The sequence below is a fragment of the Pseudomonas sp. ADAK7 genome, from assembly GCF_012935675.1.
In the GTDB taxonomy this organism is placed as follows: domain Bacteria; phylum Pseudomonadota; class Gammaproteobacteria; order Pseudomonadales; family Pseudomonadaceae; genus Aquipseudomonas.
This window is the reverse complement of record NZ_CP052861.1, coordinates 644,149-670,336: the sequence shown is the minus strand read 5'-3', so window position 1 is coordinate 670,336 and position 26,188 is coordinate 644,149. Positions and strand designations below refer to the sequence as shown.

At 59.2% G+C, this 26,188-nt stretch carries 30 protein-coding genes, 2 tRNA genes and 1 pseudogene; 21 read left to right on the top strand and 12 right to left on the bottom strand.

From position 1 onward, the window contains the following. Positions 1-57: 57 nt before the first annotated feature. The 3 genes from ahpF to HKK53_RS03045 all read right to left on the bottom strand — a co-directional run bounded on the left by ahpF (position 58) and on the right by HKK53_RS03045 (position 3,404). On the bottom strand, positions 58-1,623 hold the full coding sequence (ahpF, locus tag HKK53_RS03055) for an alkyl hydroperoxide reductase subunit F (RefSeq protein WP_169369341.1): 1,566 nt from the start codon (positions 1,621-1,623) through the stop codon (positions 58-60). Between the two features lie 126 nt (positions 1,624-1,749). Further along, positions 1,750-2,313: an alkyl hydroperoxide reductase subunit C gene (gene ahpC / locus HKK53_RS03050; RefSeq protein ID WP_133836445.1), complete on the bottom strand. Its 564-nt coding sequence runs from the start codon at positions 2,311-2,313 to the stop codon at positions 1,750-1,752. Positions 2,314-2,459: 146 nt separating this feature from the next. Then, positions 2,460-3,404: a site-specific integrase gene (locus HKK53_RS03045; protein ID WP_169369339.1), complete on the bottom strand. Its 945-nt coding sequence runs from the start codon at positions 3,402-3,404 to the stop codon at positions 2,460-2,462. 177 nt (positions 3,405-3,581) lie between these two features. Here HKK53_RS03045 and HKK53_RS03040 point away from each other — a divergent pair, with 177 nt between their 5' ends. Beyond that, on the top strand, positions 3,582-4,592 hold the full coding sequence (locus HKK53_RS03040) for a DNA-binding protein (RefSeq protein ID WP_169369337.1): 1,011 nt from the start codon (positions 3,582-3,584) through the stop codon (positions 4,590-4,592). On the opposite strand, the gene gorA is transcribed toward HKK53_RS03040, so the two are convergent. Further along, entirely contained in the window at positions 4,589-5,947 is a 1,359-nt protein-coding gene (gorA, locus tag HKK53_RS03035; protein WP_169369335.1) for a glutathione-disulfide reductase, read from the bottom strand. The genes HKK53_RS03040 and gorA overlap by 4 nt on opposite strands. Before the next feature lie 130 nt (positions 5,948-6,077). Continuing rightward, positions 6,078-6,917 carry a UTP--glucose-1-phosphate uridylyltransferase GalU gene (gene galU / locus HKK53_RS03030; protein WP_054050566.1) on the bottom strand — a complete coding sequence of 280 codons (840 nt, stop codon included), beginning with the start codon at positions 6,915-6,917 and terminating at the stop codon, positions 6,078-6,080. Positions 6,918-7,176: 259 nt separating this feature from the next. Between galU and HKK53_RS03025 the strand changes: the two genes are divergently transcribed. Both HKK53_RS03025 and HKK53_RS03020 read left to right on the top strand, forming a co-directional pair. Further along, positions 7,177-7,365: a hypothetical protein gene (locus HKK53_RS03025; protein ID WP_054050563.1), complete on the top strand. Its 189-nt coding sequence runs from the start codon at positions 7,177-7,179 to the stop codon at positions 7,363-7,365. Positions 7,366-7,502: 137 nt separating this feature from the next. Then, the gene (locus HKK53_RS03020; protein WP_169369333.1) at positions 7,503-7,784 is read left to right on the top strand and encodes a hypothetical protein; all 282 of its coding nucleotides are present in this window, start codon (positions 7,503-7,505) and stop codon (positions 7,782-7,784) included. Between the two features lie 11 nt (positions 7,785-7,795). On the opposite strand, the gene HKK53_RS03015 is transcribed toward HKK53_RS03020, so the two are convergent. Beyond that, positions 7,796-8,026, bottom strand: a complete 231-nt coding sequence (locus HKK53_RS03015) for a hypothetical protein (RefSeq protein ID WP_027922990.1) — start codon at positions 8,024-8,026, stop codon at positions 7,796-7,798. 70 nt (positions 8,027-8,096) lie between these two features. After that, positions 8,097-8,453: a hypothetical protein gene (locus HKK53_RS03010; protein ID WP_169369331.1), complete on the bottom strand. Its 357-nt coding sequence runs from the start codon at positions 8,451-8,453 to the stop codon at positions 8,097-8,099. Between the two features lie 211 nt (positions 8,454-8,664). Here HKK53_RS03010 and HKK53_RS03005 point away from each other — a divergent pair, with 211 nt between their 5' ends. From HKK53_RS03005 to ada, 6 genes and pseudogenes are all read left to right on the top strand, one after another. Beyond that, on the top strand, positions 8,665-8,970 hold the full coding sequence (locus HKK53_RS03005) for a DUF1883 domain-containing protein (RefSeq protein ID WP_054050556.1): 306 nt from the start codon (positions 8,665-8,667) through the stop codon (positions 8,968-8,970). Positions 8,971-8,998: 28 nt separating this feature from the next. Beyond that, positions 8,999-9,175, top strand: a complete 177-nt coding sequence (locus tag HKK53_RS03000; protein WP_169368737.1) for a hypothetical protein — start codon at positions 8,999-9,001, stop codon at positions 9,173-9,175. A 345-nt stretch (positions 9,176-9,520) separates the two neighbouring features. Next, a pseudogene (locus HKK53_RS32915) lies at positions 9,521-9,805 on the top strand (methylated-DNA--[protein]-cysteine S-methyltransferase); the annotation flags it as partial. Further along, on the top strand, positions 9,802-10,491 hold the full coding sequence (locus tag HKK53_RS02990) for a 2OG-Fe(II) oxygenase (RefSeq protein WP_169369327.1): 690 nt from the start codon (positions 9,802-9,804) through the stop codon (positions 10,489-10,491). The pseudogene HKK53_RS32915 and the gene HKK53_RS02990, both read left to right, overlap by 4 nt. Continuing rightward, the gene (alkB, locus tag HKK53_RS02985; RefSeq protein WP_169369325.1) at positions 10,481-11,167 is read left to right on the top strand and encodes a DNA oxidative demethylase AlkB; all 687 of its coding nucleotides are present in this window, start codon (positions 10,481-10,483) and stop codon (positions 11,165-11,167) included. Before HKK53_RS02990 ends, alkB begins: the two co-directional genes overlap by 11 nt. A 72-nt stretch (positions 11,168-11,239) precedes the next feature. Then, the gene (gene ada / locus HKK53_RS02980) at positions 11,240-12,307 is read left to right on the top strand and encodes a bifunctional DNA-binding transcriptional regulator/O6-methylguanine-DNA methyltransferase Ada (protein WP_169369323.1); all 1,068 of its coding nucleotides are present in this window, start codon (positions 11,240-11,242) and stop codon (positions 12,305-12,307) included. A gap of 219 nt (positions 12,308-12,526) precedes the next feature. On the opposite strand, the gene acuI is transcribed toward ada, so the two are convergent. Beyond that, positions 12,527-13,510 (bottom strand): acrylyl-CoA reductase (NADPH), encoded by a 984-nt coding sequence (gene acuI / locus HKK53_RS02975; RefSeq protein ID WP_169369321.1) that lies wholly within the window; start codon positions 13,508-13,510, stop codon positions 12,527-12,529. 180 nt (positions 13,511-13,690) lie between these two features. Here acuI and HKK53_RS02970 point away from each other — a divergent pair, with 180 nt between their 5' ends. The 12 genes from HKK53_RS02970 (at position 13,691) to HKK53_RS02915 (ending at position 24,797) form a co-directional block, all read left to right on the top strand. Beyond that, positions 13,691-16,135 carry an autotransporter gene (locus HKK53_RS02970; RefSeq protein WP_169369319.1) on the top strand — a complete coding sequence of 815 codons (2,445 nt, stop codon included), beginning with the start codon at positions 13,691-13,693 and terminating at the stop codon, positions 16,133-16,135. Beyond that, a complete protein-coding gene (locus tag HKK53_RS02965; RefSeq protein ID WP_169368736.1) occupies positions 16,101-16,289 on the top strand; it encodes a hypothetical protein in 189 nt (62 codons plus the stop codon). The genes HKK53_RS02970 and HKK53_RS02965 overlap by 35 nt, the downstream gene beginning before the upstream one ends. 109 nt (positions 16,290-16,398) lie before the next feature. Next, on the top strand, positions 16,399-17,463 hold the full coding sequence (locus tag HKK53_RS02960; protein ID WP_169369317.1) for an NAD(P)H-dependent flavin oxidoreductase: 1,065 nt from the start codon (positions 16,399-16,401) through the stop codon (positions 17,461-17,463). A 193-nt stretch (positions 17,464-17,656) separates the two neighbouring features. Further along, entirely contained in the window at positions 17,657-18,424 is a 768-nt protein-coding gene (gene modA, locus HKK53_RS02955; protein WP_169369315.1) for a molybdate ABC transporter substrate-binding protein, read from the top strand. Then, positions 18,425-19,105 carry a molybdate ABC transporter permease subunit gene (modB, locus tag HKK53_RS02950; RefSeq protein WP_169369313.1) on the top strand — a complete coding sequence of 227 codons (681 nt, stop codon included), beginning with the start codon at positions 18,425-18,427 and terminating at the stop codon, positions 19,103-19,105. It begins immediately after the preceding gene. 3 nt (positions 19,106-19,108) lie between these two features. Then, positions 19,109-20,188 carry a molybdenum ABC transporter ATP-binding protein gene (gene modC / locus HKK53_RS02945; RefSeq protein ID WP_169369311.1) on the top strand — a complete coding sequence of 360 codons (1,080 nt, stop codon included), beginning with the start codon at positions 19,109-19,111 and terminating at the stop codon, positions 20,186-20,188. A 75-nt stretch (positions 20,189-20,263) separates the two neighbouring features. Beyond that, positions 20,264-21,307: a DNA topoisomerase IB gene (locus tag HKK53_RS02940; RefSeq protein WP_169369309.1), complete on the top strand. Its 1,044-nt coding sequence runs from the start codon at positions 20,264-20,266 to the stop codon at positions 21,305-21,307. Between the two features lie 143 nt (positions 21,308-21,450). Further along, positions 21,451-23,088, top strand: a complete 1,638-nt coding sequence (locus HKK53_RS02935; protein WP_169369307.1) for an ABC-F family ATP-binding cassette domain-containing protein — start codon at positions 21,451-21,453, stop codon at positions 23,086-23,088. Between the two features lie 84 nt (positions 23,089-23,172). Continuing rightward, on the top strand, positions 23,173-23,394 hold the full coding sequence (locus HKK53_RS02930; protein WP_169369305.1) for a hypothetical protein: 222 nt from the start codon (positions 23,173-23,175) through the stop codon (positions 23,392-23,394). Positions 23,395-23,523: 129 nt separating this feature from the next. Beyond that, a complete protein-coding gene (locus HKK53_RS02925; protein ID WP_133836423.1) occupies positions 23,524-23,754 on the top strand; it encodes a hypothetical protein in 231 nt (76 codons plus the stop codon). A gap of 297 nt (positions 23,755-24,051) precedes the next feature. Continuing rightward, the gene (locus tag HKK53_RS02920; RefSeq protein ID WP_169369303.1) at positions 24,052-24,336 is read left to right on the top strand and encodes a hypothetical protein; all 285 of its coding nucleotides are present in this window, start codon (positions 24,052-24,054) and stop codon (positions 24,334-24,336) included. A 125-nt stretch (positions 24,337-24,461) separates the two neighbouring features. After that, the gene (locus HKK53_RS02915; protein WP_169369301.1) at positions 24,462-24,797 is read left to right on the top strand and encodes a hypothetical protein; all 336 of its coding nucleotides are present in this window, start codon (positions 24,462-24,464) and stop codon (positions 24,795-24,797) included. 12 nt (positions 24,798-24,809) lie between these two features. Here the strand turns inward: HKK53_RS02915 and HKK53_RS02910 are convergent, their stop codons facing one another. From HKK53_RS02910 to HKK53_RS02895, 4 genes are all read right to left on the bottom strand, one after another. Continuing rightward, positions 24,810-25,178, bottom strand: a complete 369-nt coding sequence (locus HKK53_RS02910; RefSeq protein WP_169369299.1) for a hypothetical protein — start codon at positions 25,176-25,178, stop codon at positions 24,810-24,812. Between the two features lie 98 nt (positions 25,179-25,276). Next, a complete protein-coding gene (locus HKK53_RS02905; RefSeq protein ID WP_169369297.1) occupies positions 25,277-25,627 on the bottom strand; it encodes a hypothetical protein in 351 nt (116 codons plus the stop codon). A gap of 166 nt (positions 25,628-25,793) precedes the next feature. Further along, positions 25,794-25,880, bottom strand: a tRNA-Leu gene (locus tag HKK53_RS02900). Between the two features lie 195 nt (positions 25,881-26,075). Then, a tRNA-Cys gene (locus HKK53_RS02895) sits at positions 26,076-26,149 on the bottom strand. Positions 26,150-26,188 lie beyond the last annotated feature (39 nt).

Below are 26,188 nucleotides of genomic sequence, written 5' to 3'. Positions count from 1 at the left end.
CAGGCACAAAAAAACCCCATGATCACTCATGGGGTTTTGTGTTTTCAGCGTTGGCGTTTAAGCCGGGGCCGAGGTCCGGATCAGGTGATCGAATGCACTCAGGGAAGCCTTGGCGCCCTCGCCCACCGCAATCACGATCTGCTTGTACGGCACGGTGGTCACGTCACCAGCGGCGAACACACCTGGCAGCGAGGTTTCGCCACGCGCATCGACAATGATCTCGCCACGAGGCGTCAGCTCGACGGTGCCTTTGAGCCAATCGGTGTTAGGTAACAGGCCGATTTGCACGAAGATCCCTTCCAGCTCGACCGTGTTGAACTCACCCGAATCGCGATCCTTGTAGACCAGACCGGTCACCTTCTGGCCATCGCCTTTCACTTCGCTGGTCAGCGCGCTGGTGATGACGTTGACGTTCGGCAGGCTGTACAACTTGCGTTGCAGTACGGCATCGGCGCGCAGCTTGCTGTCGAATTCCAGCAGCGTAACGTGGCTGACAATACCCGCCAGGTCGATGGCTGCTTCGACGCCGGAGTTACCGCCACCGATCACCGCCACTCGCTTGCCCTTGAACAACGGACCATCGCAGTGCGGGCAGAAGCACACGCCCTTGGCCTTATATTCCTGCTCGCCCGGCACACCCATTTCGCGCCAGCGGGCGCCGGTGGCGAGGATCAGCGCCTTGGTTTTCAGGCTGGCACCGCTTTCAAAGCGCACTTCGTGCAACTCGCCGACATTCTTCGCCGGGATCAACGCGGTAGCCCGTTGCAGGTTCATGATGTCAACGTCGTACTGCTTGACGTGTTCTTCCAGGGCGCTGGCCAGTTTCGGCCCTTCGGTTTCCTGCACGGAGATGAAGTTCTCGATGGCCATGGTGTCCAGCACCTGACCACCAAAACGCTCAGCCGCCACACCGGTACGAATGCCTTTACGAGCCGCGTAGATCGCCGCCGAAGCACCGGCCGGACCACCGCCGACGATCAATACATCAAAGGCTTCTTTGGCGCTGATTTTTTCGGCCTGGCGCTCGGCACCGCTGGTGTCGATCTTGGCGAGGATTTCTTCGAGGCCCATGCGGCCCTGGCCGAAGAGTTCGCCGTTGAGGTAGATGCTCGGCACGGCCATGATCTTGCGGTCATCGACTTCAGCCTGGAACAGCGCACCGTCGATGGCGACGTGGCGAATGTTCGGGTTCAGCACAGCCATCAGGTTCAGCGCCTGGACCACGTCCGGGCAGTTCTGGCAGGACAGCGAGAAGTACGTCTCGAAGCTGAACTGGCCTTTGAGTGAGCGGATCTGTTCGATCACTTCAACGCTGGCTTTCGAAGGGTGGCCGCCGACTTGCAGCAAGGCCAGCACCAACGACGTGAATTCGTGGCCCATCGGGATGCCAGCGAAACGCAGGCTGATGTCAGCTCCCGGGCGGTTGATCGAGAACGATGGTTTGCGAGCATCATCACCGTTGTCGAGCAAAGTAATTTGAGTGGAAAGACTGGCAACGTCTTTCAGCAGTTCAAGCATTTCCTGGGATTTCGCACCGTCGTCGAGGGAGGCAACGATCTCGATCGGCTGGGTGACCCGTTCCAGGTACGATTTCAACTGGGCTTTAAGATTGGCGTCCAACATACGGGCGATTTCCTTTATTTGTGGCGAAAAAAAACGCCCGAGCGAATCTCGCCCGGGCGTTTTTATTGGGCGGTTGCAGCTTACTGAGGTGCGGAAACCCGCCCTGATATTGCTGGTGTCACAGACTTAGATCTTGCCGACCAGGTCCAGGGACGGAGCCAGGGTGGCTTCGCCTTCTTTCCACTTGGCTGGGCAGACTTCGCCCGGGTGAGCAGCAACGTACTGAGCGGCCTTGATTTTGCGCAGCAGCTCGGAAGCGTCACGACCAACACCGCCGTCGTTCAGTTCGACGATTTTGATCTGGCCTTCAGGGTTGATCACGAAGGTGCCACGATCAGCCAGGCCAACTTCTTCGATCAGCACGTCGAAGTTGCGGGAGATGGCGTGGGTCGGGTCGCCGATCATGGTGTATTCGATTTTGCCGATGGCTGGCGAAGTGTTGTGCCAGGCAGCGTGAGCAAAGTGGGTATCAGTGGAAACGCTGTAGATTTCGACGCCCAGTTTCTGGAACGCGCCGTAGTTGTCGGCCAGGTCTTCCAGTTCGGTTGGGCAAACGAAGGTGAAGTCGGCTGGGTAGAAGAACACGACCGACCACTTGCCTTTCAGGTCAGCGTCCGACACTTGTACGAAGTCGCCATTTTTGTAAGCGGTAGCTTTGAACGGTTTTACTTGGCTGTTGATGATAGGCATCGGTGACTCTCCGTCAGGGTTGAAAAGTTTGGGTTGAGAAGTTGATGTGGTGAATCCTACCCACTCGATGGCCGGATGGCTCATTGGCAAAGCTCATGCTGCTCATTGGTTTTCGCTATTAGCCGACAGTATTAATAGAAGAAAACTTACTGAGCAGCGCCAATGGTTTTTTCCGCGAGGGGTGTCATCCCGAGAAACGGGCTGGCTTCAACATAGCGCATGGCGGATTTCATATCCTTCCAGCCCACGTAGCTCATCAACGACTTCAAATCCCAACCACTTTGATGGGCCCATGTTGCAAAACCGCGTCGCAAGGAGTGACTGGTGTAGTGCTCGGCGGGAATTCCGGCGCGCTCCAGCGCCTGGCGCAGCAGCGGAATCACGCTGTTGGCGTGCAAACCCTCCTCGCTCAGATGGCCCCAACGGTCGATACCGCGGAACACCGGCCCGCGAACCAATGCCGCTTCGGTGATCCAGTTGATGTAGGCCTGCACTGGACACAAACGCTGCAACGCCGGGGTCTGGTAGGTCTTGCCGAGGTTTTCGCGGTCGCTCTTGCTGCGTGGCAGGTAGAGCGTGATGCCGGACTGGGCGATGGCCTTTACGTGCTCGATTCGCAAACGGCACAACTCATCACTGCGAAAGCCACGCCAGAAGCCCAGCAGGATCAACGCCGTATCGCGCCTTGCTCTCAGCAAGCCGGGTTGATCACCTTCAGTGCGGGCGGTTTGAGCTTCCTGCTCCAGCCACGCCACCACTTGTTCCAAGTGCTGAAGCTGCAATGGCTCGGCCTGTTTCTCCTGGGCCGGGTGCAACGCGCGAATCCCCTTGAACACCTGACGCACCACCGGCGCCTTGGTCGGATCGGCAAAGCCTTGGCTGTTGTGCCATTGCGCCAACGCTGAGAGGCGCAGTTTCAGCGTATTGATCGACAGCACGCCCGCATGTGCGACCAGGTAGCGCGCGACGCTGTCGCTCGTCGCCGGCAGGAACCCACCCCAACTGACTTCGAAGTGCTCGATGGCCGCCCGGTAGCTGCGGCGGGTGTTGTCGCGGGTGGCGGCTTGCAGGTAGCGATCCAGATCGGTCATGGGCTCAACTCTTGAAAACGTACCGCTTTGGCGGGTGAAAACCCGGCGATCAGCTCATCACACGGGGTAATACCAGTATATCCCGCGTCAAAAACTTAAAGTATTTAACTTTTATTGTGGAATGGTACACTGCGTACTTGATGATATGTACCACAGTACGAAATCGTAGGAGAACTCATGGCTCGTGGCGGCGTAAATAAAGCGGTAGTACAAGCGGCCCGCTCGGCGATCCTCGCCCGCGGCGAAAACCCAAGCATCGATGCTGTACGGATCGAGATGGGCAATACCGGCTCGAAAACCACGATTCATCGCTATTTGAAAGAGTTGGATGGCGGCGCGGAACGCGCTGAAGAAACGGCCGAACCGATTGACGATGAGCTGGCAGGCTTGGTGGCGCGCCTGGCGCAACGCCTCAAGGAACAGGCGCAAGAGCCCATCGATCAGGCGCGCGAGCAGTTCGATCGCCAGCGCAAGGCGCTCGAGTCTCAGCTCGAAGAAGCCCGCGAGGCCAACACCGAACTGCATCAGCAATACGAGATTCAAAGCCTGGCACTGACCCAGGAATCCGATGCGTTGCTGGAAACCCGCTCGATGCTGCAGACCGAGCAGACCCGCAACGCCGGGCTGAATCAGGCGCTGGCAGATTTCGAATTACGTTTGAAAGACAAGGACGAGCAGATCCGCTCCCTTGAAGAAAAGCACCTGCACGCCCGGGAGGCGCTGGAGCACTATCGCAATGCGGTCAAGGAACAGCGCGAGCAGGATCAGCGCCGTCACGAAGGCCAGGTGCAACAGATTCAGATGGAATTGCGCCAGGCCCAGCAAAGCGCCCTCGTTCGCCAGGATGAGATCACCCAGCTGCACCGCGACAACGAGCGTGTGCTGACCGAGAACCGGGGAACGCTGCGCGAGCTGAGTCTGTTGCAGGAGCATCTCAAACAGGCCAATACTCGCCAGGATCAACTGCTGGAGCAAGCCAACCGCGTCGACAGCGAACGCACCCTCCTCCAGGAACGTCTGCGCATTGCGCTGCTGGAAAGCCAGGCGCTCAAGCAGAACGTCGACGAGCAGTCGCAGATCAATCAGTCATTGGAAATCGAATTGGCGAAGACCCAGGCCAGCCTGGATGAAAGCGTGCGCCTGGCGGCGATCGTTGCGACCGCGCCAGACACAGCGAAGGACGATTAACCGGCGACTGGCGTACGCATGGTCACGAACTCTTCGGCGGCCGTCGGGTGCACGCCGATGGTTTCATCGAAATCGCGCTTGGTGGCGCCGGCCTTCAGGGCAATCGCCAGACCCTGGACGATTTCCCCGGCATCCGGGCCGACCATGTGGCAACCCAGGACCTTGTCGGTCTTGGCATCCACCACCAGTTTCATCAGCGTGCGCTCCTGACACTCGGTCAGGGTCAGCTTCATCGGCCGGAAACGGCTTTCGTAGATCACCACTTCGTGCCCGGCTTCCCGGGCCTCCTCTTCGGTCAAACCGACGGTGCCGATGTTCGGCAAGCTGAACACCGCCGTCGGGATCATCTTGTAATCCACCGGGCGATACTGCTCAGGCTTGAACAAGCGACGCGCCACGGCCATGCCTTCAGCCAGGGCAACCGGGGTCAGCTGCACGCGACCGATCACATCCCCCAGGGCAAGGATCGACGGCTCGGCGGTCTGGTATTGCTCGTTCACTTCGACGAAACCCTTCTTGTCGAGTTTGACGCCAGTGTTTTCCAGCCCAAGGTTGTCGAGCATCGGACGCCGGCCGGTGGCGTAGAACACGCAATCGGCTTCCAGCTCGCGACCATCCTTGAGGGTGGCTTTGAGGCTGCCGTCAGCCAGTTTCTCGATACGCTCGATGTCGGCGTTGAATTGCAGATCCATACCGCGCTTGGTCAGCTCTTCCTGCAAGTGCTTGCGCACCGCGCCATCAAAGCCGCGCAGGAACAGATCGCCGCGATACAGCAGCGTAGTTTCGGCGCCCAGGCCATGGAAAATCCCGGCGAACTCGACGGCAATATAACCGCCGCCAACCACCAGTACACGCTTGGGCAATTCTTTGAGGAAGAATGCCTGATTGGAACTGATCGCGTGTTCGTGCCCCGGAATTTCCGGGATCTGCGGCCAGCCGCCAGTGGCAATCAGAATGTTTTTGGCGGTGTGGCGCTCGCCATTGATCTCGACCGTGTGCGGGTCGATGATCTTGGCGTGGCCTTCATGCAGGGTCACGCCACTGTTGACCAGCAGGTTGCGGTAAATGCCGTTCAGGCGATTGATCTCGCGATCCTTGTTGGCGATCAGCGTCGCCCAATCGAATTTCGCTTCACCCAATGTCCAGCCAAAACCGGAAGACTGCTCGAAGTCTTCGGCGAAGTGCGCCCCGTAGACCAGCAGTTTTTTCGGCACGCAGCCGACATTCACGCAGGTGCCGCCCAAGTAGCGACTTTCGGCCACGGCCACTGTCGCACCAAAACCGGCCGCGAATCGCGCAGCCCGCACCCCGCCGGAACCGGCGCCAATCACATAAAGGTCAAAATCGTAGGCCATTTCTATCTCCTCGGCAGGCCATCAGCATACCCGCAGACGCCCGCTGGGCAAACGCTGCGGACAATATGGGGCCGGAAAACGAAAAAACCACCCGAAGGTGGTTTTCTCAGTACAAGTGGGTCAGGCGCTATCAGTAAGCCTTGCCAGTCTTGTAGAAGTTCTCGAAGCAGAAGTTGGTCGCTTCGATGTAGCCTTCAGCGCCACCGCAGTCGAAACGCTTGCCTTTGAACTTGTAGGCAATCACGCAACCGTTTTGCGCCTGTTTCATCAGGGCGTCGGTGATCTGGATTTCGCCGCCCTTGCCTGGCTCGGTTTGCTTGATCAGGTCGAAGATGTCCGGGGTCAGGATGTAACGGCCGATGATCGCCAGGTTCGACGGTGCATCTTCCGGCGCTGGTTTTTCAACCATGTTGCGCACGCGGTAGAGGTCGTCGCCGATCAAGTCGCCAGCGATCACGCCGTACTTGTTGGTTTCCAGCGGATCGACTTCCTGGATCGCGATGATCGAGCAGCGGTACTGCTTGTACAGCTTGACCATCTGGGTCAGGACGCCGTCACCGTCGAGGTTGACGCACAAGTCGTCCGCCAGTACCACAGCGAAAGGTTCGTCGCCGATCAGCGGACGGCCGGTCAGGATCGCGTGGCCCAGGCCTTTCATTTCGGTCTGGCGAGTGTAGGAGAACGAGCACTCGTCGAGCAGTTTACGGATGCCGACCAGGTATTTTTCCTTGTCGGTGCCCTTGATCTGGTTTTCCAGCTCGTAGCTGATGTCGAAGTGGTCTTCCAGAGCGCGTTTGCCGCGACCGGTCACGATGGAGATTTCGGTCAACCCAGCGTCCAGTGCTTCTTCGACGCCGTACTGGATCAGTGGCTTGTTTACCACCGGCAGCATTTCTTTGGGCATGGCTTTAGTCGCTGGCAGGAAGCGAGTACCGTAACCGGCTGCTGGGAACAAGCATTTCTTGATCATATAAGTCCTTGAAAGGGCTGTGTGTACGAGTTTCGGCGCAGTCTAATCAGGCGGCGTGCACCTTACAATGCCCCGCACTGGCTAACCGATGCCATCATAGAGAAATATTCTGGCGGATAGTTCCCATAAGCTTTTATTGATAGCACAGACCACCGGCTTTGCGCCGACCGGCAATCGCACCACCATACGCCCATCAGCCCCCGTTGAGTGCATTTGGCGGTATCATGGCGCGATTGAACCCAGCCAACGAGGCAGATAGATGTCGGTAGCAAAAAGCGTCAACGGGTACCTGATCAATCAGGCGAAAGACGGCCAATGGTGGGTAGACAGCGTCGCTGGCGAGAATATCGCCGGACCTTTCCCGACCGAAGCGTTGGCGATCGAGGTGGCATCGGTGTTGCAAGATCAACCCGCAGGCCCGAAGCGGCGCGGCAAGGACAAGTCCTGACACGCAGCTGATTCGAGCAGCCCTGCCATTGCGCAGGGCTTTTTTATGTTTGCCCGCAACAAAGTGGCCAATCGCTATAACCTTTTGACAGCGCTGCGGTCACAGGCTTAGCCCCATCATCTGACGACGACAACGACATGAACAAACTTCTGGCACTGATTGCGGTACTGGCGCTCACTGGCTGCGCCACCTCCGAAAAGATTTACCTGAACAACGGCGAGCAAGGCCTGACCATCGATTGCTCCGGGGAAGCCAATTCCTGGGCCACCTGCTACGAAAAGGCCGATGACTCGTGTGCCGGCACCGGCTACCGGATCGTTGGCACCGACGGCACCCCGGCCACCAGGGAAAGCGACAAGACGCTGGGCGTCGACGTGGGCAACTTCAAGAACCGCAGCGTGGTGGTGGTCTGCAAGTAAGGCGCCCTGCCCTACATGTGGATTTCGGCAAACTTGATCCCGAGGCCGCGCACGGTCTCGATCAAATCATCCAGGCGACTGAAGGATTCGACTTCATCGTTGTCATCCACCAGGAAATAACTGCGCCCGGCGCTCTTCTTGAAAAACACGATCCATTCCCCCGGATTCGCCGGGTTCTGAATCACGTGGGTGGCAGAGATATGGCCCTCTGCATGGCGCTCCCGAACTTGCTCTCGCTTCATGCGCGGCTCCAGAAATGACAATGCCGCCAAAGCAGTGTTTGGCGGCATCGAGGCTAACAACGACAGTCTATCAGCCGGAAATGCACGCGGTGGCGGCGCGCTGTATATCCTTGGGACGTACCGGCACATTGGACATGCGCTCATGGAGCTTGATGCTGCTGCCGCCGGAGCGATCTTCGATCTCGAAGACCGCTGCCGGACCCGAGGAGAGTTTGCCTGGAACGATCACCCGCACGCCTTCCTTGTGCGGCTCAAGCTGCAAGGCTCCGCGGCTGGAGGCCAGTTTTTCCACCAGGCACTGCGCATACTCATGGGGCTTTTTACCTGAGATCACGCTCATGGTCGGCAGTGTCTCGTTGATTTCTGCGACATTGGCACAACCACTCACCGCCAGCGCTAGCGGCAGGACCAGGACACCCCATTTCATACAAAACCTCCGATAAAGACCCTCCGACAGCGTAATGACTGTTTTTCTCCGAGGCTCGTTGCATTTATCGCTCATAGAATTCCGAATAACCGTTTTTAATTGTCAAACACGACGCCGACAGCCAGATAATAACCCGTTCGGGCTGATAAACTGTGCCAATTGCCCTGCTATCGTTTTGATTTTGTAGAAAAAGCCCTTCTGGAGGCGCCTCATGAAATTTATCCACCAGCGCGAGCACCTCAATGAGGACGACATTGTCGTCATCCAGTGCTCCCAAATGTGCAACATCCGCTTGATGAACGACGCCAATTTCCGCAGCTTCAAGAATGGCGGTCGTCACACTTACCACGGCGGCGCCTTCGACACCTTCCCGGCGCGCATCACTGCACCGAGCACCGGTTTCTGGAACATCACCATCGACATGGTCAACAGCCGCAAGGCCATCAGCGTTACGCGCAAGCCGACCCTGACCCATTCGATCAAGATCGTGCGCCGCTCCAGCACAAAACTGAGCTGAGCAACGCCCTACACGTAAAGAGGCAGTCATGACCGTGGCCCAAACGACCAAGTACGTCATCAAATACAAACTCAACGGCGAGCGCCGCTTCGAGTTCGCCCAGCTTGAAAACGGCACCGAAGCCGAAGCCAAGGCCGCACTGGACGCCATTCATGGCCAGAGCGACGACGTGATCAGCGACATCGCCGTCAGCAAAGCGCTGTAACGCGACCGGGAGCGACAACAGGGATGTCGGCTCCCCCGCCTGAAAAAGTTTGACCGCAAGCGCCGGAGTGTTCGCTCGACCAACGCGCCCTAGTCTGGCTACCTCAACCTTGGGTTCAGGAGTCAGAACATGTCTACTTCCTCGATTCGCTATATCCATGGCACGTGCGCGCTGGGCGATGTGCTGCTGGCCTTCAGTGACAAAGGACTTTGTGCGCTGTTGCTGGGCGATGACCTGGCCAGCCTGGAACAGGATCTGGCGCGGCGATTTGCCGGCAAGTTGCAGCGCGATGAGGGTTTGGCGCCTGCACTTGAGCAAACCCTGCGCCATCTCGACAATCCGCACCTGGCGTTGGATCTGCCGCTGGATCTGGCGGGCAGCGCCTTTCAACGGCAAGTCTGGGAAGCCCTGCGGCAAATCCCGGTCGGACAGACCGCCAGCTATCGCGAAATCGCACAACGTCTCGACCAGCCCCAGGCTTTTCGTGCGGTGGCCAATGCCTGCGGGGCGAACCCGGTGGCGGTGATCGTGCCGTGTCATCGGGTGTTGCGCCAGGATGGAAGCCTTGGCGGTTATCGCTGGGGACTGGAACGCAAACAGCAGTTGCTGGATCGTGAGGCGCAGCCATGAGCAAGCTGGATTGGGCGCTCTTGGAGCAACAGCTGGACCAGGATGGTTGCGCCATTATCCGGTCGTTGGTGAGCCACCAGACTTGTGATGAAATCAGCGCGCTGTACGCCCAACCCGAGCCCTTTCGCTCACAAGTCATAATGGCCCGCCACGGCTTCGGACGCGGGGAGTACAAGTACTTCAAGTACCCGTTGCCGGAACCCGTGGCCAGATTGCGCAAGGTGCTCTACCCGCGATTGGTGCCCATCGCTAATCGCTGGTACGAGCACATGGACCTGCCGACCCGCTTCCCCGACAGCCACGATGCCTTTCTTGAGCGTTGCCATGCCGCTGGTCAGGAGCGACCGACACCGTTGTTGCTGCAATATGGCCCACAAGACTACAACTGCCTGCATCAGGATTTGTACGGTGAACACGTTTTCCCACTGCAAGTGGCGATTTTGCTGTCTGAGCCGGACGAAGACTTCACCGGTGGCGAGTTCGTGTTGACCGAGCAGCGGCCGCGAATGCAGTCGCGGCCTCAGGTGGTCGGATTGAAGAAAGGCGACGGGCTGATTTTTGCCGTCAGCCAGCGTCCGGTCAAAGGCGTTCGCGGCTATTACCGCGTGACGCTGCGCCACGGAGTCAGTCGCCTGCACAGCGGAAAACGGCATACCCTTGGAATCATCTTTCACGATGCGTTATGACACCATGACCCCGACCACCCTCGATCTGTTCGATGACGTCGAACCCGAGCAACCGCCCCGGCGCGAGCAGATCGGCGAACAGTCCTACGTCCTCCGGGGCTTTGCCCTGCCCCTGCTCGACCGGTTGTTGCCGGCATTGGAGGCTGTTCTCCTGGCCGCGCCATTTCGGCAAATGGTCACGCCCGGCGGTTTCACCATGTCGGTGGCCCTGAGCAGTTGCGGCACGCTGGGCTGGACAACTGACCGCAGCGGCTATCGCTACACCCGCCACGACCCGCAAACCGGACAACCCTGGCCAGCGATGCCCGAGGTGTTTTTCGAGCTGGCGCAAGCGGCGGCGCGGGAAGCCGGATTTGCCGATTTCGTGCCGGATTCCTGCCTGATCAACCGCTATGTCCCAGGGGCCAAGATGTCGTTGCACCAGGACAAAGACGAAGGTTCCTACGCGGCGCCCATCGTTTCCGTGTCTCTGGGCTTGCCGGCAATGTTTCTGTTTGGTGGTTTCGAGCGCAGCGACAAGAGCCAGCGAGTGCCGTTGTTTCATGGTGATATCGTGGTGTGGGGCGGCGTCGACCGTTTGCGTTACCACGGCGTATTGCCTATCAAGGAGGGGCAGCATCCGCGACTGGGCGAACAGCGGATCAATTTTACGTTTCGTACCGCTGGCCGAGTTTGACCGCAAGACCCGGAGTGTTGCAGCCTGGCTCGCGGCTTAACCTGTCTGAAACCCGTCAACGGACCTGAAGCCATGACCCTCTCTTCGACCAACATCGCGACCGAGAACGACCCACGCTGGGCCGCCGTCGTCGCGCGCGACCCCAAGGCTGACGGGCAGTTTGTCTACGGAGTGAAAACCACCGGCATTTATTGCCGCCCCAGCAGCCTGGCGCGTCTGCCGAAACCGCAGAACGTCGAATTCTTCGATACCGCCGAGCAAGCCCAGGCCGCCGGTTATCGCCCGAGCAAACGGGCGGCGAAGGATCAAAGCGAGGTCGCCGCACAACATGCCGCGACCGTGGCGGCTGCCTGCCGTCAGATTGAATCGGCAGAAGAACTCCCAACATTGAGTGAATTGGCCGAGGCCGCCGGCTTAAGCAGTTTCCATTTCCATCGCGTGTTCAAAGCCGTGACCGGCCTGACGCCCAAGGGGTATGCCAGCGCCCACCGCTCACGCAAGGTTCGCCAGCGTTTAAGCGACGGCGGCTCGGTGACGGAGGCGTTGTATGACGCGGGCTTCAATTCCAACAGCCGTTTTTATGAGGCCGCGGATCAGTTGCTGGGCATGAAACCCGGCGATTACCGCGCCGAAGGCCAGAACAACGACATTCGCTTTGCCGTTGGTCAGTGCTCCCTCGGGGCAATTCTGGTGGCGCAAAGTGAACGGGGGATTTGCGCGATCCTGTTGGGGGACGATCCGCACCAACTGGTGTGCGATCTGCAGGACAAGTTTCGGCGTGCGAACCTGATTGGCGCCGATCACGGCTTCGAGCAATTGATCGCCCAGGTGGTCGGCTTTATCGAAACGCCGGCCATTGGCCTGGACTTGCCCCTGGACGTGCGCGGCACCGCGTTTCAAGAGCGCGTCTGGCAAGCCCTGCGGGAGATTCCGGCGGGTAGCACGGCCAGCTACGCCGATATCGCCTTGCGTATCGGTTCGCCGAAAGCGGTGCGCGCCGTGGCCCAGGCCTGTGGCGCGAACAGCCTTGCCGTGGCGATTCCCTGTCACCGGGTGGTGCGCAGCGACGGCAACCTGTCGGGTTATCGCTGGGGCGTGGAGCGCAAGCGGCAGTTGCTGGAGCGTGAAACCCAGCCTTAGACGATGCCGATGTGCACCGCTACTGACTCGGGGCCGGTATAGGCTTCAAAGTCGGTAGCAAACTTCGCCGTTTCAGCGGTTAGTTCCGCGCTGTTGCGGGTACGCACCCGCAGCCCGGACACAGTGAACGGGCTACGTAGACTTGTTTGACTTCCATTGCGACGCCATTCCCTTGATTGAGATCTGCGGCCCTGACGAGCCGCAATGGCGCCCACCTTGTCAGCGATTGACGTCGACGACAACCCTTCCCCGCAGTTGACCGGCGAGCAAGCGCGGCGCGGCATCGATCGCTTCGCTCAAGCCGATTTCGTGGCTGATCAGCGGCAACAGGGCAAAGTCCAGATCCTCGGCCAGGCGACTCCAGGCCAGTACACGCTTGGCTTTTGGCTGGGTCACGCTGTTGATCCCGGCGAGGGTCACACCGCGCAAAATGAACGGTGCGACGGAGGCCGGGAAATCCATGCCCTGGGCCAGACCACAAGCGGCGACCGTGCCGTTGGCCTTGGTGCTGGCACAGGCGTTGGCCAAGGTGTGGCTGCCCACCGAATCAATTACCGCAGCCCAACGCTCCTTGGCCAATGGCTTACCCGGCTCGGACAGGGTCGCGCGGTCGATGATTTCGCTGGCGCCTAGCTGTTTAAGGTAATCGTGTTCCGAGGTGCGTCCGGTCGACGCCACCACTCGATAACCGAGTTTGCTTAATAGTGCGATGGCGAAACTGCCGACCCCGCCATTGGCGCCGGTCACCAGCACTTCGCCCTGTGCCGGGGTCACGCCGTTGTGTTCCAACGCCAGGATGCACAGCATCGCCGTGTAACCGGCCGTGCCGATGGCCATGGCCTGCGCCGTGGTGAACGCCTTCGGCAGTGGGATCAGCCAATCGCCATTGAGCCGCGCTTTCTGCGCCAATCCGCCCCAATGCCCTTCACCCACGCCCCAGCCATTGAGTACGACAAGGTCACCAACCTTGTAGTCCGGATGCCCACTGACTTCGACGCTGCCTGCCAGATCAATCCCCGGCACCATGGGGAATTTTCGCACCACCGGACTGCTGCCGGTAATCGCCAGGCCGTCCTTGAAATTCAGCGTGCTGTACGCCACGCGCACCGTCACGTCGCCCTCGGGCAGTTGATCGTCATTGATCTCTTGCAGTGTGGCCCGGTAACCGCTGTCGTCTTTGTCGATCAAAATGCCTTTGAACATCGCTGCCTCCCAATGGGTTCGCTGAGGTTGTGAAGTCATTGAAATAACACAAAGCAACACATTGCCCTACCCGACTTTCATCCAATCCCGATTTCCGGCGAGCGTTTCCCTGACCGGCGGCTATGCTTTTTTTCGCGGCCCTGAAATGCCTGAAAAGCCGCCCTGTCGATGGAGCTGACAATGCCTTACCTTCGCTCGTTAAGCGTTTTGCTGATGCTGTGCCTGTTGGCACTCAGCAACGTCCAGGCAGCGCAGCCGCCCGCCCCTGCCGCTCAAACCGCAGCGGTCCCGACGTGGCCGCAAGTGCTGACCGCCGGCGAGACCAAACTGACGATCTATCAGCCACAACTTGATAGTTGGGACGGCTATACCCTGCAAGCGCGGGCGGCGGTTGAGGCCACCGGGACCGACGGAAAATCCACGTACGGCATCGTGCAATTCAGTGCTCATACCCTCGTGGACAAGGCAACGCGTTGGGTATCCCTCGATCAATACACCCTGACCAAAGCGGATTTCCCGTCCAGCGCAGCGCAGGCCGAGACCTGGGTCGCCGCGCTGAAAAAAGACGCGGCGAGCCGCAAGAAAACCATTTCCCTGGACCAACTCGAGGCCGCGGTCGGCGTGCTCGCGGCCGAGCAGAAATCCAGCGGCGATCCGATCGAAAACACTCCGCCGATCATCATCACCTCCGACGTACCGGCGCTGTTGGTGTACATCGACGGCGAGCCAGCTTATCGGCCGGTGGACGGCACGGCGTTGCAGCGGGTCATCAACACCCGTCCGTTATTGCTCAAGGATGCCCAGGGTAAACATTACCTGCATGTGTTCGACGGCTGGATGGTCGCCGATCAACTGGACGGGCTGTACGCACCGCTGACCTCGCCTTCAGCCGATCTGGAAAAAGCCAAGAAGGCCGCGATCCAGAGTCGTCAGGTCGACTTGCTGACCGGCCAGAGCGACCCGAAGGATAAAATTCCTACGCTGACCAAACCACCAATCCCACAGATCCATATCGCCACGACGCCCACCGAGCTGATCGTCACCGATGGCGCGCCGCAATGGCAGCCGATCCAGGGCACGCAGCTGCTGTATGTGACCAACACCACCGGGCATATCTTCAAGGAAATCGGCGACCAGGACAGCTACGTGCTGATCTCCGGGCGCTGGTTCAAAGCGACCGATATGAAAGGCCCATGGACCTTCGCTCCGGCGGATAAATTGCCCGCCGACTTCGCCAACATTCCCGATGACAGTGCCAAAGAAAACGTCAAAGCTTCGGTGGCCGGTACGCCCCAGGCCCGCGAAGCGGCGATCGCGGCAACCATCCCGCAGACCTCGGCAATCAAGAAAAGCCAAGTGAAAATGACCGCGCCGCAGTTCGACGGGCAACCGCAGCTCAAGGCCATCAGCGGGACGCCGCTGCAATACGTGGTGAACACGCCGACGCCGATCATCATGGTTGATGCCAAGAGTTGGTATGCGGTGGAGAACGGAATCTGGTTCAACGCCACTTCGGCTCAAGGGCCCTGGTCCGTCGCAACGTCGGTGCCAGCGGTGATTTATTCGATTCCGCCCAGCTCGCCGATGCACTACATCACCTACGTGAAAGTCTATGAAGCCAACGGCGATACCGTGGTCGTCGGTTACACGCCGGGATATCAAGGCTCGACAGTGGATCCGGCCAGCGGCGTGGTGGTGTATGGCACCGGTTATCCGTATACGCCGTGGGTCGGCAGTGTCTGGTACGGGCCTCCGGTCACCTACGGGTTTGGCGTCGCGATTCGTTATACGCCCTGGACCGGTTGGACCTTCGGTTTCGGTTTTGGCTGGAGTTGGGGCGGCAGCACCGTGGCCATGGGCTGGGGTTGGGGTGCTTACCCTTGGTGGGGCAATTACGGCTGGGGTTATGCCTGGGGCCCTCGCCTGTACCCGGCGCCGATGCCGTGGGGTGGCGCGGCTTATGGTTATCACGGTGGCGCAGTCGCCTGGGGTCCAGGTGGTTGGGCTGGCAGCACCGGCAACATCTATCGCCAATGGGGTGATCGTGCTTCGGTCAGCCGTTACGGCGCCGGCTACAACGCCTGGACCGGCAATCGCTGGGCCGGTCAGGTCGGTAATTCCTACAACTCGCGCACCGGTATCGCCACGGCCGGCCAGCGTGGCGCGGTGCACAACGTGTACACCGGCAACTACGCCGCCGGACGCAGCGGCGAGATTGTCGGCCCCAATGGCGGCGCGATTGCAGGCGGAAAAGTGACGGCAGGCAACGTGCGCAACGGCACTCAGGTGACCGCCAATCGTGGCGCCGTCTACAACCCCAACACCGGTAACACCACTCAGTACGGCGGCGTACGCGGACGCAACAGCGGCGCCGCTCGTGTGGGTGACAACGTTTACGCCGGGCATGACGGCAACGTCTACAAGAAGACCGATGATGGCTGGCAGTCGATGGTCAAGGGCGGCGGGACACGGGTCAATCCGGCCAACACTGCGCAGTTGCAGAACCTCAATCGTGAATCGGCGGCACGCTCGTTCGGCAACGAACGCTTCAACAATTTCCACGATTCGTCCCGGGTCATGAATCGTTCGTTTGGCGGAGGTGGCGGCGGGCTGCATCGCCGTTGAGTTGATCGTTGATTCATCGCTGAAGGGGCTGCCATGTTTCGTTTTATCAAAACCACTTCATAAACTGCTGCCGATGTTTGCCGAGTACAGCGTCGCCGGGGTGACGCTGCTCACCGTGGTGGCACTCGCGGCACCCTGGCTGCCGCAGGCGTAAACACCTTTCAGCAAAACCGACGCTGGCCATTCAGAAAAACAAACTGGTCCGCCCCCCTTCATTGCTGCTACAAAACGGACATTACCGTCGACGTCGGAGAAGCATTCAAATGAGCCAATGGCCAGATACCCGCATTCTTGACCTGCTCGGCATCGAGTTGCCGATCATCCAGGCGCCCATGGCCGGTGCTCACGATTCAGCCATGGTGATTGCGGCCAGTAACTCTGGCGGCCTGGGCTCGTTGCCCGCTGCGCTACTGAGTCTTGAGCAATTGCGCGACGAGCTGAAAACCATCCGCCAACACAGCCAGCGTCCATTCAACGTCAACTTTTTCTGCCATCAGCCACCGCCGCCGGATGAGCAAAAGGCTCGTGACTGGAAGAACCTGCTGGAGCCTTACTACCGCGAACTGGGTGTTGATTTCGATGCACCGACGCCAGTGTCCAATCGTGCGCCGTTCGATGACGCGACGTGCGCCGTGGTCGAGGAGTTTCGCCCCGAGGTCGTGAGTTTTCACTTCGGGCTGCCCGAGAAATCCCTGCTGGATCGGGTGAAAGCCACCGGGGCAAAAATCCTGTCTTCGGCTACCACCGTAGAAGAGGCGGTCTGGCTGGAGCAACACGGCTGCGATGCGATCATCGCCATGGGTTACGAGGCCGGAGGGCATCGCGGGATGTTTCTCAGCGATGACTTGAGCAGTCAGGTGGGGACTTTCGCGCTGGTGCCGCAGATTGTTGATGCGGTGCAAGTGCCGGTGATTGCTGCGGGCGGCATTGGTGATGCCCGGGGGATTGCCGCCGCGTTTCACCTGGGCGCCTCGGCGGTGCAAGTGGGCACGGCGTATTTGTTTACGCCGGAAGCCAAGATCAGCGCGGCGCATCACAAGGCGTTGCGTACAGCCAAGGAAAGCGAGACAGCGCTCACTAATCTTTTCACCGGGCGTCCGGCGCGGGGAATTCTGAATCGGGTGATGCGTGAAATCGGCCCCATGAGCGACAAAGCCCCGGCCTTTCCGTTGGCCGGCGGTGCGCTGATGCCGTTGCGGGCCAAGGATCCGGCGGATTTTGCCAACCTGTGGGCCGGACAGGCGTTCAGGCTGGGCATCGAGTTGCCCACCGCTGAATTGACCCGGCGCTTGGCCGAGGAAGCGTTGGCGAAACTGACTCACCACTGACCCGAGAACACTGCAAACGCCTGTGGCGAGGGGCCTCGCCACAAAAAGCTCCGTCACCACAGAGCAATGCCCAACAAGTTCCGTTTACAGGCATTTCGCTATATATTCCGATATATAGCGTTTCACCCCTCGCATCGGCGCAGTTCACCCCTATAAAAACTGCCCCTGCACTTGCCTACCACGGAGCCGTTCCATGACCATTCGTGCCTCACGTTTTGCCCCTACTTGCCTGGCGAGCCTGTTCGCGGTCTTCGCTTTCGGCTCGGCCCAAGCCGATGAAGTGCAGGTAGCTGTCGCCGCCAACTTCACCGCGCCGATCCAGGCGATCGCCGCCGACTTCGAAAAAGACACCGGGCACAAACTGGTGGCAGCCTATGGCGCGACCGGGCAGTTCTACACCCAGATCAAGAATGGCGCGCCGTTCGAAGTGTTCCTCTCGGCGGACGACACTACCCCGCAAAAACTTGAAACCGAAGGCGACACCGTCAAAGGCTCGCGCTTCACCTACGCCACCGGCACCCTCGCGCTGTGGTCGGCCAAGGAAGGTTACGTCGACGCCAAGGGCGAAGTGCTGAAAAAGAACGAGTACCAGCACCTGTCCATCGCCAACCCGAAAGCCGCTCCTTATGGCCTGGCCGCAACCCAGGTACTGGCCAAAGAAGGCCTGACCGACAAGGTCAAGGACAAGATTGTCGAAGGCCAGAACATCACCCAGGCCTACCAGTTTGTCTCCACCGGCAACGCGGAACTGGGCTTCGTGGCCTTGTCGCAGATCTACAAAGACGGCAAAGTCACCAGCGGTTCGGCCTGGATCGTTCCCGCCAGCCTGCACGACCCGATCAAACAAGACGCGGTGATCCTCAACAAAGGCAAAGACAACCCGGCCGCCAAGGCACTGGTTGAATACCTCAAAGGGCCGAAAGCCGCCGCTGTCATCAAGTCCTACGGTTACCAACTCTAAATGACGCTGACGAGTGCCGATTTTTCCGCCATCTGGCTGACCCTGAAACTGGCGTCCCTGACGACCGTCATCCTGTTGATTATCGGCACTCCGATTGCGTTGTGGCTGTCGCGTACCCGTTCCTGGTTGCGCGGCCCGGTCGGGGCGATCGTCGCCCTGCCCCTGGTGCTGCCACCGACGGTGATTGGCTTCTATTTGCTGCTGGCGCTCGGGCCTCACGGCTTCGTCGGCCAGTTCACCCAATCACTGGGGCTGGGCACCCTCACGTTCAGTTTTGCAGGGTTGGTGATCGGCTCGGTGCTGTATTCGATGCCGTTCGTGGTGCAGCCACTGCAAAACGCTTTCTCCGCCATCGGCACTCGCCCATTGGAAGTGGCCGCCACGTTGCGCGCCAATCCTTGGGACACCTTTTTCAGCGTGATCCTGCCCCTGGCCCGCCCCGGTTTCATCACCGCCGCGATTCTCGGTTTCGCCCATACGGTGGGCGAATTTGGCGTGGTGCTAATGATCGGCGGCAATATTCCGGACAAGACCCGCGTGGTCTCGGTGCAGATCTACGATCACGTCGAAGCCATGGAATATGCCCAGGCCCATTGGCTGGCCGGGGCCATGCTGGTGTTCTCTTTCCTGGTGTTGCTGGCGCTCTACTCCAGCCGTAAAACCAAAGCGGGCTGGAGCTGATTGATGATTTATACCCGCCTGAAACTGAACTATTCGGGGTTCGCCCTTGATGTGGATTTGCAATTGCCCGGCCGTGGCGTCACTGCGCTTTACGGCCATTCCGGCTCGGGCAAAACCACCTGCCTGCGCTGCATTGCCGGCCTGGAACACGCCGAAGAGGGCTTTATCCAGGTCAACGATGAAGTCTGGCAGGACAGCGCCAAAAAGATTTTCATCCCGCCGCACAAGCGCGCCATCGGTTATGTCTTTCAAGAAGCGAGCCTGTTTCCACACCTGTCGGTACTGGCCAACCTGGAGTTCGGCCTCAAGCGCATCCCGAAACATCAGCGCCGGGTCGACATGGCCCACGCCACCGAGCTGCTAGGCATCAGCCATCTGCTGGACCGTCATCCGCAGCACCTGTCCGGTGGCGAACGCCAGCGCATCGGCATTGCCCGCGCCCTGCTTACCAGCCCGAAACTGTTGCTGATGGACGAACCGTTGGCGGCACTCGACAGCCAGCGCAAGAACGAAATCCTGCCGTACCTGCAACGACTGCACGATGAACTGGATATTCCGGTGTTGTACGTCAGTCATTCCCAGGATGAAGTGGCGCGACTGGCCGACCACATTGTCCTGCTCAGTGATGGCCAGGCCCTGGCCAGCGGCCCGATCGGCGAAACCCTGGCTCGCCTCGACCTGCCGTTGGCATTGGGTGACGACGCGGGCGTGGTGATTGAAGGACATGTCAGCGCCTACGACGCCGACTATCAACTGCTGACCCTGCAACTGCCGAACACCGCCCTGAGCATCCGCGTAACCCATTCGCCGATGACCGAAGGCCAGGCCTTGCGCTGCAAGGTGCAGGCGCGGGATGTCAGCCTGAGTCTGCAAAGCATCGAGCAAAGCAGCATCCTCAATCGCCTGCCTGTCATGGTCATCAGTGAATTGGGTGCCGACAATGCCGCCCACGTTCTGATTCGGCTGGACGCTGGCGGCACGCCGCTACTGGCGAGGATCACCCGCTACTCCCGCGATCAACTGGGCATCCATCCCGGCCAGCAACTCTGGGCGCAAATCAAGGCCGTGGCGGTGCTGGCCTGAATCTGTTGGCACCACGGCGACGGCACGCGGTCAATGGCAGTACAAGCCCCTGATTCGCTGCCAAGGACTACTGCCATGCCCGATACCGCGCTGACCGATGTGTTGCCGCCCGACCTGCATTACGTCGATGACACCCAGCCTGGCATCACCCGCAGGAAACTGCGCGGCAAGTTCTGTTATTTCGATCCGGCGGGCCAGCGCATCACCGATGCCGACGAAATCAAGCGCATCAACGCCCTGGCGGTGCCGCCGGCCTACACCGACGTGTGGATCAGCGCCGACCCGCGCGGCCATCTGCAAGCCACCGGCCGTGATGCCCGGGGCCGCAAGCAATACCGTTATCACGCGCGCTGGCGCGAAGTGCGCGATGCCGACAAATACTCACGGCTAAGGGATTTCGGCCAGGCCCTGCCAAAACTGCGCAAACAACTGGAAGCCCTGCTGGAGGCCCCGGGATTCAGCCGGGACAAGGTCATGGCCACGGTCATTACCTTGCTCGATGCGACGTTGATCCGCGTCGGCAACACTCAATATGCCCGGGACAATCGCTCCTATGGCCTGACCACCCTGCGCAGCCGGCACGTCGAGGTCAACGGCAGCGCGATCATGTTCCAGTTTCGCGGCAAGAGCGGCGTCGAGCACCAGATCACCGTGAAAGACCGGCGCCTGGCGCGGATCATCAAGCGTTGCCTGGAAATCCCCGGGCAAAACCTGTTTCAGTACCTCGACGAAAATGGCGAGCGCCACACCGTCAGCTCCTCCGACGTCAACGCTTACCTGCAAACTCTCACCGGCGCCGACTTCACCGCCAAGGATTACCGCACCTGGGCCGGCAGCGCGCTGGCGTTGGCGGTGTTGCGCGAGCTGCAATGGGAACCGGAATCCGACGCCAAGCGGCACGTGGTGGAGATGGTGAAGAACGTCGCCAAACAGTTGGGCAACACCCCGGCAGTGTGCCGAAAGTGCTACATCCACCCGGCGGTCCTGGATGGTTTTATGCTGGGTGCGCTGGCTCAATTACCGCGGCCAAGGGTGCGCAAAGGCCTCAGGGCCGAAGAGGTTGGGCTGGCGATTTTTCTCGAACAAATGGTCGAGGCTGCCGAAAAAACCTTACCTTGATCGAACCGCGTGACTCGACTAGGCTTGCGACCTACTCATCTCGCAGGACGACTGCCAACGTGAACAACTAAGCCTTCCAAAATGTTTCCGCGACAAGCCGCCTACGGCGCTTGTTGGTTTTTCGACATTTTTCGGAGGTGCCGATGACTCACGTCACGCGTCTGCCTGCACTCGTTTCCCTGAACCAACTGGGTTTTCAGTTCGCCAATGGCGAGACGATTTTCGATTCACTGAACCTCAGTTTCGACCGCGTCCCCACCGCTATCGTCGGCCGTAATGGCGTCGGCAAGAGCGTGCTTGGGCGATTGATTGCCGGGCAACTCAATCCCACCGCTGGCAGCCTGACCTGCCAGGGCCACGTTGCGTATGTCCCGCAAACGTTTTCAGCCCTTGAAGGACAAACCGTTGCCGACGCCACCGGTTGCGCACCGGCGTTGCAAGCCCTCGCCAGGCTGAATCTCGGCCATGCCTCAAGCGAAGACTTCGACACCCTGGCGGATCGCTGGGACCTGCCTGAACGCTTGCGCCTGTTACTGGATGAGGCGGGGCTGGCGGATATCGATCCCGAAGACCTGACGCAACACTTGAGCGGAGGACAACAAGCGCGAATCGCCCTGATCGGCGCCCTCCTGGGCCAAGCGCAACTGTTGGTGCTGGATGAACCCACCAACCACCTGGACACCGATGGACGTCGCTGGCTGATGCACAGGCTTGAGCAATGGCGCGGCGGCTTGATCGTGATCAGTCATGACCGGCAGCTACTGAACCACATGACACGAATCGTCGAACTGACACCCCACGGTGCTAAAGTCTTTGGCGGCAGTTACCAGGCGTTCCAGGCCCAACGGGACATCGACCAGGCCACTGCGCAAATGGTCGTCAATCAGGCCCGAACCGAGCGCCATCGCGAACGAAACCGCTTGCAGCGCGAGCACGACACAATTCAGCGCCACGCCGCCAGCACCTTGAAAAAGGCCGACAGCGCCAATGTGTCAGGCTTTGAAAAGGCCAAGATGAAAGGCGCAGCCCGGGACGCCATGGGGCCGGTGCGCCAGGCGCATCAAACCCGCAAAAACGGGCTCGATGCCCAAGTCCGGGAAGCCAATGCCAAGGTCCTTCCTGAAGCCTGTGTGGTGGTGAGCCTGCCAGGCACCGCTGTACCGGCAACCCGGCAGGTGTTGACGCTGGTTGACGCGCAACTGCCCTGGTCTGCGACCCGACTGACGTTGGCATTAGCAGGTCCGGTGCGCATCGCCGTCAGCGGGCCGAACGGTTGTGGCAAAACTACCCTGTTGCGCATGCTGGCCGGGGATTTTCCACCGCGCTCGGGTCAATGCACTTCCCACGTGTCCAGCGCTTTTCTCGATCAGCAACTGGCCTTGCTTGATGATCAACGCTCCATCGTCGAGCAACTGGGCTTGCTCGACACGCCGTTGAACGAAGGCACGTTGCGCAGTCACTTGGCTCAGCTGCAACTGGACGCAAGCCGGGTCACCCGGCCGAGCGGCTTGCTCAGTGGCGGCGAACGCCTTAAAGCAGCCATCGCCATCGCACTCTGGCGCAAAACACCGGCGCAGTTGCTGCTGCTCGACGAGCCCACCAATCACCTGGACCTTGAGTCCATCGAGGCATTTGAACAGGCGTTGGGCGACTTTCCCGGAGCGATCATCGCGGTATCCCATGACCAGGCGTTTCTCACGGCGCTGGCACCGACCCACACCTTGGAATGGCACGGGTCAGGCTGGCAATTACGACCGTTCAGCGCTGGATCAGCGTGCTAACCGACGAACTGACCTGTCTATTTTTTGCACGATCGCAAAGGGCTTCTATAGTTGATCTCAACACGAATCAGCTACGGTGGTGCCATGGAAGACATTTTCGTTGTGAAACGTTGCAACAAGATCATCATTCATGGCCGCCGCGCCGGAGAAATCGACCACGCACCGCCCGACGCCGAAGTCTGGTACCGCATCGCCGATACCCGCACCCGCGGCTTTATCGGCGACGGCTTCGACCTTGAAAAAGATGCCCAACGTGAGTGCCAACAGCTCAATGCACGCTCACAAGTGACAGCCCGGCAAAGCTGAAAAGGCTCATGATTGCCAACCGGGTCTATACTGAAAAAAGCTGAAGGACCAGCGACCCCATCGGCAGAAAGCTCGCACCAGCGGGCTTTTTGCTGCCACTTGTCAGATTCCTTCAAGGAGGTGTTTGTCATGTCCGAAAAAGAGTCCATCACCACCCTGCTCACCCTGCTCGACTCCCGTCAGGCCCGCCTCGCGGCCGCCTGCAAGGAAATCGCCGACTGGGTCGACCACCAAGGCGGGCACCCTACGGCCCTGAAAATCCGTGACCGGCTGAACGACATCGAGAAAGACGCACCGCTGATTCGCAGCACGCTGTCGTCGCTCCACCCCGTCGAACCGCCACTGCCACGGTTTAGATAACATCCGACTCAAGGACAGGCCTGATTCAGGAAGCATGAACGGCGACAACCGTGTCACCGAGACCCTGCCTGCCTGATAGCCTCCTGCCATACCCGCAACCCGGCCACGCGCTGGGGTTTTTTTTGCCCGAGTCCTTTCACATCCTGTTCACAATCGACGGCCTACTGTGGAACCACTCCTTTGAAGAATCCCTTGGCCCGCCCGCATGCGGGCTTTTTTTTTGCCTGATGTTCCCATTACGAACGCTGACGACGGCTGGAGGTCAAACAAACACACGTCACGAAGGAGACGTTCCACATGGTTACTCACTTCAAAGTCGGCGGGCATCTGGCCTGCGGTCATACCGGTACCCAGTTGGTTTCGAGCAAAATACTGAACCAGGTGAAATGCAGAAGCTGCCGCAACACCGATGCGTTCAAGGACGCACGTAAAGAAGAACGCAACGCAACACGTCGTGCGGCGCGCAAGGCCAAGGTGACTCATACCGCCAATGATTGGCGGGCAGAGTGGGTTCAGCGGCTGACGGCCATGCCAGGGCGACAGAGATTGCCGCGAGGATTCCGCGGACAGGCATTCGTTTGATATTCCCGTCGGGCCGATCTGATCGGCCCGACTCCTTTCTGAAGCACCCCCCAAGAACACGCCAAAGCTGAAAATTACCGCCCGTCCCCGCATAATGGCGCGGCATTTTCAGAATGGACTCTTACTTGAAAACACTAAAAAATCGCTGGGTCGCCTTCGTGGCGGCCCTTCTGTGCTCCGCCAGCTTCTGGGGTAGCCTTATCTACATGGCCTGGTTCTGGTTCGATCACTCAGCCAAGCGTCATTTTGAAATCTTCGCGGTCCTGCAAATCAGCGGCGTTTGCGTGTTCTTTCTGCTGTCCTGCTTTGTGCGCTGCCCCGAGTGCAGAAAGTTCATGGAATTCCTTTACCGGCCTGGAGACGAATCACTCAACAGCCGCCGCCTCCTGGCCTATCAGGTTTACACCGAGTGCGAAGCTCAATGCATCCGGTGCAAGACCGTCATGAAACTGGGCGATTAGCACCGCATTGCCCTACCAGGGCCAGAAACCCTTGGGCGGTTCAAAATTCCTGCATACCAAGGCAACTGCCGCCCTGCCTGTTATGTCGCCCTCGGTCTTATCCCGGGCCAACTGAATTTCCTGTTCGTAGTCAGGGGACTTGTCGGCGATGAGAATTTCTTTTTTCATCTCCTCCGTCAGCCCCGACTGCGGGTCATCCATGACGTTGCGAAGGGAATATTTCCCGGCAGGGTTCAAGTGTGAGCACGTCCTCTTCATCGCAACAGTCATCACCGCGACCTCGCGATTGGTAGGCTCCTGGGCCATTGCCGCCGGAATACCACTCAAGCCCACCAGCGCAATGCTGAGTACGAGGGCTGTCTTTTTCATCAATGAAATCAAAATCCAAGCTCCATGCCTGTCAAAAATAATGCAGCAGAAACAACAAGGCCTGCATGAGAAACCTCACGCAGGCCTTTGATATATAACTTAAAGCACCACTACTCCGTAGCGATCATTTCTTTACAGATGCTTTTCAGAAGGCCTAGGCCGTCGGGCGTAGTGAAGAAATCGTACGATTCCTTCACTTCACTGGCGTACACAGGGTTTGTCCCCGACTCTTTGATGGTTTTCTCCATCTCGGGAGTCAGGCTCGCCTTCTCTTTAAGCACGTTTTTTTCCAGGGATATTCCCGCGTCGGGATGTTGCTCAGCACACGCTTGGGTCATAGCGACCAGCGCAATGGCCGTGTTGTGATCCTTGGCAGCGTCACCAGTAGCCTGGGCTGAAACAACGTACCCACCCGCGATCATCACAATGCCTAGACGTGCGAACATTTTACGCAGAACCATTTGAAACTCCCTTACTCAAGTTGATTGGCATCAATGCCTGGCCCGAAAACGTATCGGCCAAACAGGTCGGTTTCTTGAGTGCTTTAGGCAGGAATGATCAAAATGAATGGACCAGAAACAAACAAGGGTTTGCATCAGCTTTCGCCCGCAAACCCTTGATTTTAGATGGTGCCCGAAGCCGGAATCGAACCGGCACGCCCTTACGAGCGGGGGATTTTAAGTCCCATGCGTCTACCAGTTTCGCCATTCGGGCGGTAGCGCGGTGAAGCGGTCTGAACACTGCGGAGATACAACCTGGCAGTTCTGACGCTTGTGCAGCAGAGGTGGAAATATATACATCCCTCCCCCGTGAAGCAAGTTCGCAGATGGCCTTTTCAAGACTAAATCTTGCAGGACAGCGAAAATAAAAAAGCTCCGTAGATCAAGGATCTACGGAGCTCGTTTAAAGTGGAGGCCGAGGTCGGAATCGAACCGGCGTAGGTGGATTTGCAATCCACTGCATAACCATTTTGCTACTCGGCCTCAAACATCTGATGTCAGTAGCACGACACCAAATGCATA

Excerpts from the sequence above, each read along its gene's own strand:
- HKK53_RS03045 (WP_169369339.1), bottom strand. The coding sequence starts at position 3,404 with ATGACCGATCTGGATCGCTACCTGCAAGCCGCCACCCGCGACAACACC.
- HKK53_RS03010 (WP_169369331.1), bottom strand. The coding sequence starts at position 8,453 with ATGAAATGGGGTGTCCTGGTCCTGCCGCTAGCGCTGGCGGTGAGTGGT.
- HKK53_RS03020 (WP_169369333.1), top strand. The coding sequence starts at position 7,503 with ATGAACAAACTTCTGGCACTGATTGCGGTACTGGCGCTCACTGGCTGC.
- HKK53_RS03000 (WP_169368737.1), top strand. The coding sequence starts at position 8,999 with ATGACCGTGGCCCAAACGACCAAGTACGTCATCAAATACAAACTCAAC.
- HKK53_RS02925 (WP_133836423.1), top strand. The coding sequence starts at position 23,524 with ATGTCCGAAAAAGAGTCCATCACCACCCTGCTCACCCTGCTCGACTCC.
- modB (WP_169369313.1), top strand. The coding sequence starts at position 18,425 with ATGACGCTGACGAGTGCCGATTTTTCCGCCATCTGGCTGACCCTGAAA.
- HKK53_RS02930 (WP_169369305.1), top strand. The coding sequence starts at position 23,173 with ATGGAAGACATTTTCGTTGTGAAACGTTGCAACAAGATCATCATTCAT.
- HKK53_RS02940 (WP_169369309.1), top strand. The coding sequence starts at position 20,264 with ATGCCCGATACCGCGCTGACCGATGTGTTGCCGCCCGACCTGCATTAC.
- modC (WP_169369311.1), top strand. The coding sequence starts at position 19,109 with ATGATTTATACCCGCCTGAAACTGAACTATTCGGGGTTCGCCCTTGAT.
- ada (WP_169369323.1), top strand. The coding sequence starts at position 11,240 with ATGACCCTCTCTTCGACCAACATCGCGACCGAGAACGACCCACGCTGG.
- galU (WP_054050566.1), bottom strand. The coding sequence starts at position 6,917 with ATGATCAAGAAATGCTTGTTCCCAGCAGCCGGTTACGGTACTCGCTTC.
- HKK53_RS02905 (WP_169369297.1), bottom strand. The coding sequence starts at position 25,627 with ATGGTTCTGCGTAAAATGTTCGCACGTCTAGGCATTGTGATGATCGCG.
- HKK53_RS02960 (WP_169369317.1), top strand. The coding sequence starts at position 16,399 with ATGAGCCAATGGCCAGATACCCGCATTCTTGACCTGCTCGGCATCGAG.
- gorA (WP_169369335.1), bottom strand. The coding sequence starts at position 5,947 with ATGGCCTACGATTTTGACCTTTATGTGATTGGCGCCGGTTCCGGCGGG.
- modA (WP_169369315.1), top strand. The coding sequence starts at position 17,657 with ATGACCATTCGTGCCTCACGTTTTGCCCCTACTTGCCTGGCGAGCCTG.
- acuI (WP_169369321.1), bottom strand. The coding sequence starts at position 13,510 with ATGTTCAAAGGCATTTTGATCGACAAAGACGACAGCGGTTACCGGGCC.
- ahpC (WP_133836445.1), bottom strand. The coding sequence starts at position 2,313 with ATGCCTATCATCAACAGCCAAGTAAAACCGTTCAAAGCTACCGCTTAC.
- HKK53_RS03040 (WP_169369337.1), top strand. The coding sequence starts at position 3,582 with ATGGCTCGTGGCGGCGTAAATAAAGCGGTAGTACAAGCGGCCCGCTCG.
- HKK53_RS02970 (WP_169369319.1), top strand. The coding sequence starts at position 13,691 with ATGCCTTACCTTCGCTCGTTAAGCGTTTTGCTGATGCTGTGCCTGTTG.
- HKK53_RS02935 (WP_169369307.1), top strand. The coding sequence starts at position 21,451 with ATGACTCACGTCACGCGTCTGCCTGCACTCGTTTCCCTGAACCAACTG.
- ahpF (WP_169369341.1), bottom strand. The coding sequence starts at position 1,623 with ATGTTGGACGCCAATCTTAAAGCCCAGTTGAAATCGTACCTGGAACGG.
- HKK53_RS03025 (WP_054050563.1), top strand. The coding sequence starts at position 7,177 with ATGTCGGTAGCAAAAAGCGTCAACGGGTACCTGATCAATCAGGCGAAA.
- alkB (WP_169369325.1), top strand. The coding sequence starts at position 10,481 with ATGCGTTATGACACCATGACCCCGACCACCCTCGATCTGTTCGATGAC.
- HKK53_RS02990 (WP_169369327.1), top strand. The coding sequence starts at position 9,802 with ATGAGCAAGCTGGATTGGGCGCTCTTGGAGCAACAGCTGGACCAGGAT.
- HKK53_RS03015 (WP_027922990.1), bottom strand. The coding sequence starts at position 8,026 with ATGAAGCGAGAGCAAGTTCGGGAGCGCCATGCAGAGGGCCATATCTCT.
- HKK53_RS02920 (WP_169369303.1), top strand. The coding sequence starts at position 24,052 with ATGGTTACTCACTTCAAAGTCGGCGGGCATCTGGCCTGCGGTCATACC.
- HKK53_RS03005 (WP_054050556.1), top strand. The coding sequence starts at position 8,665 with ATGAAATTTATCCACCAGCGCGAGCACCTCAATGAGGACGACATTGTC.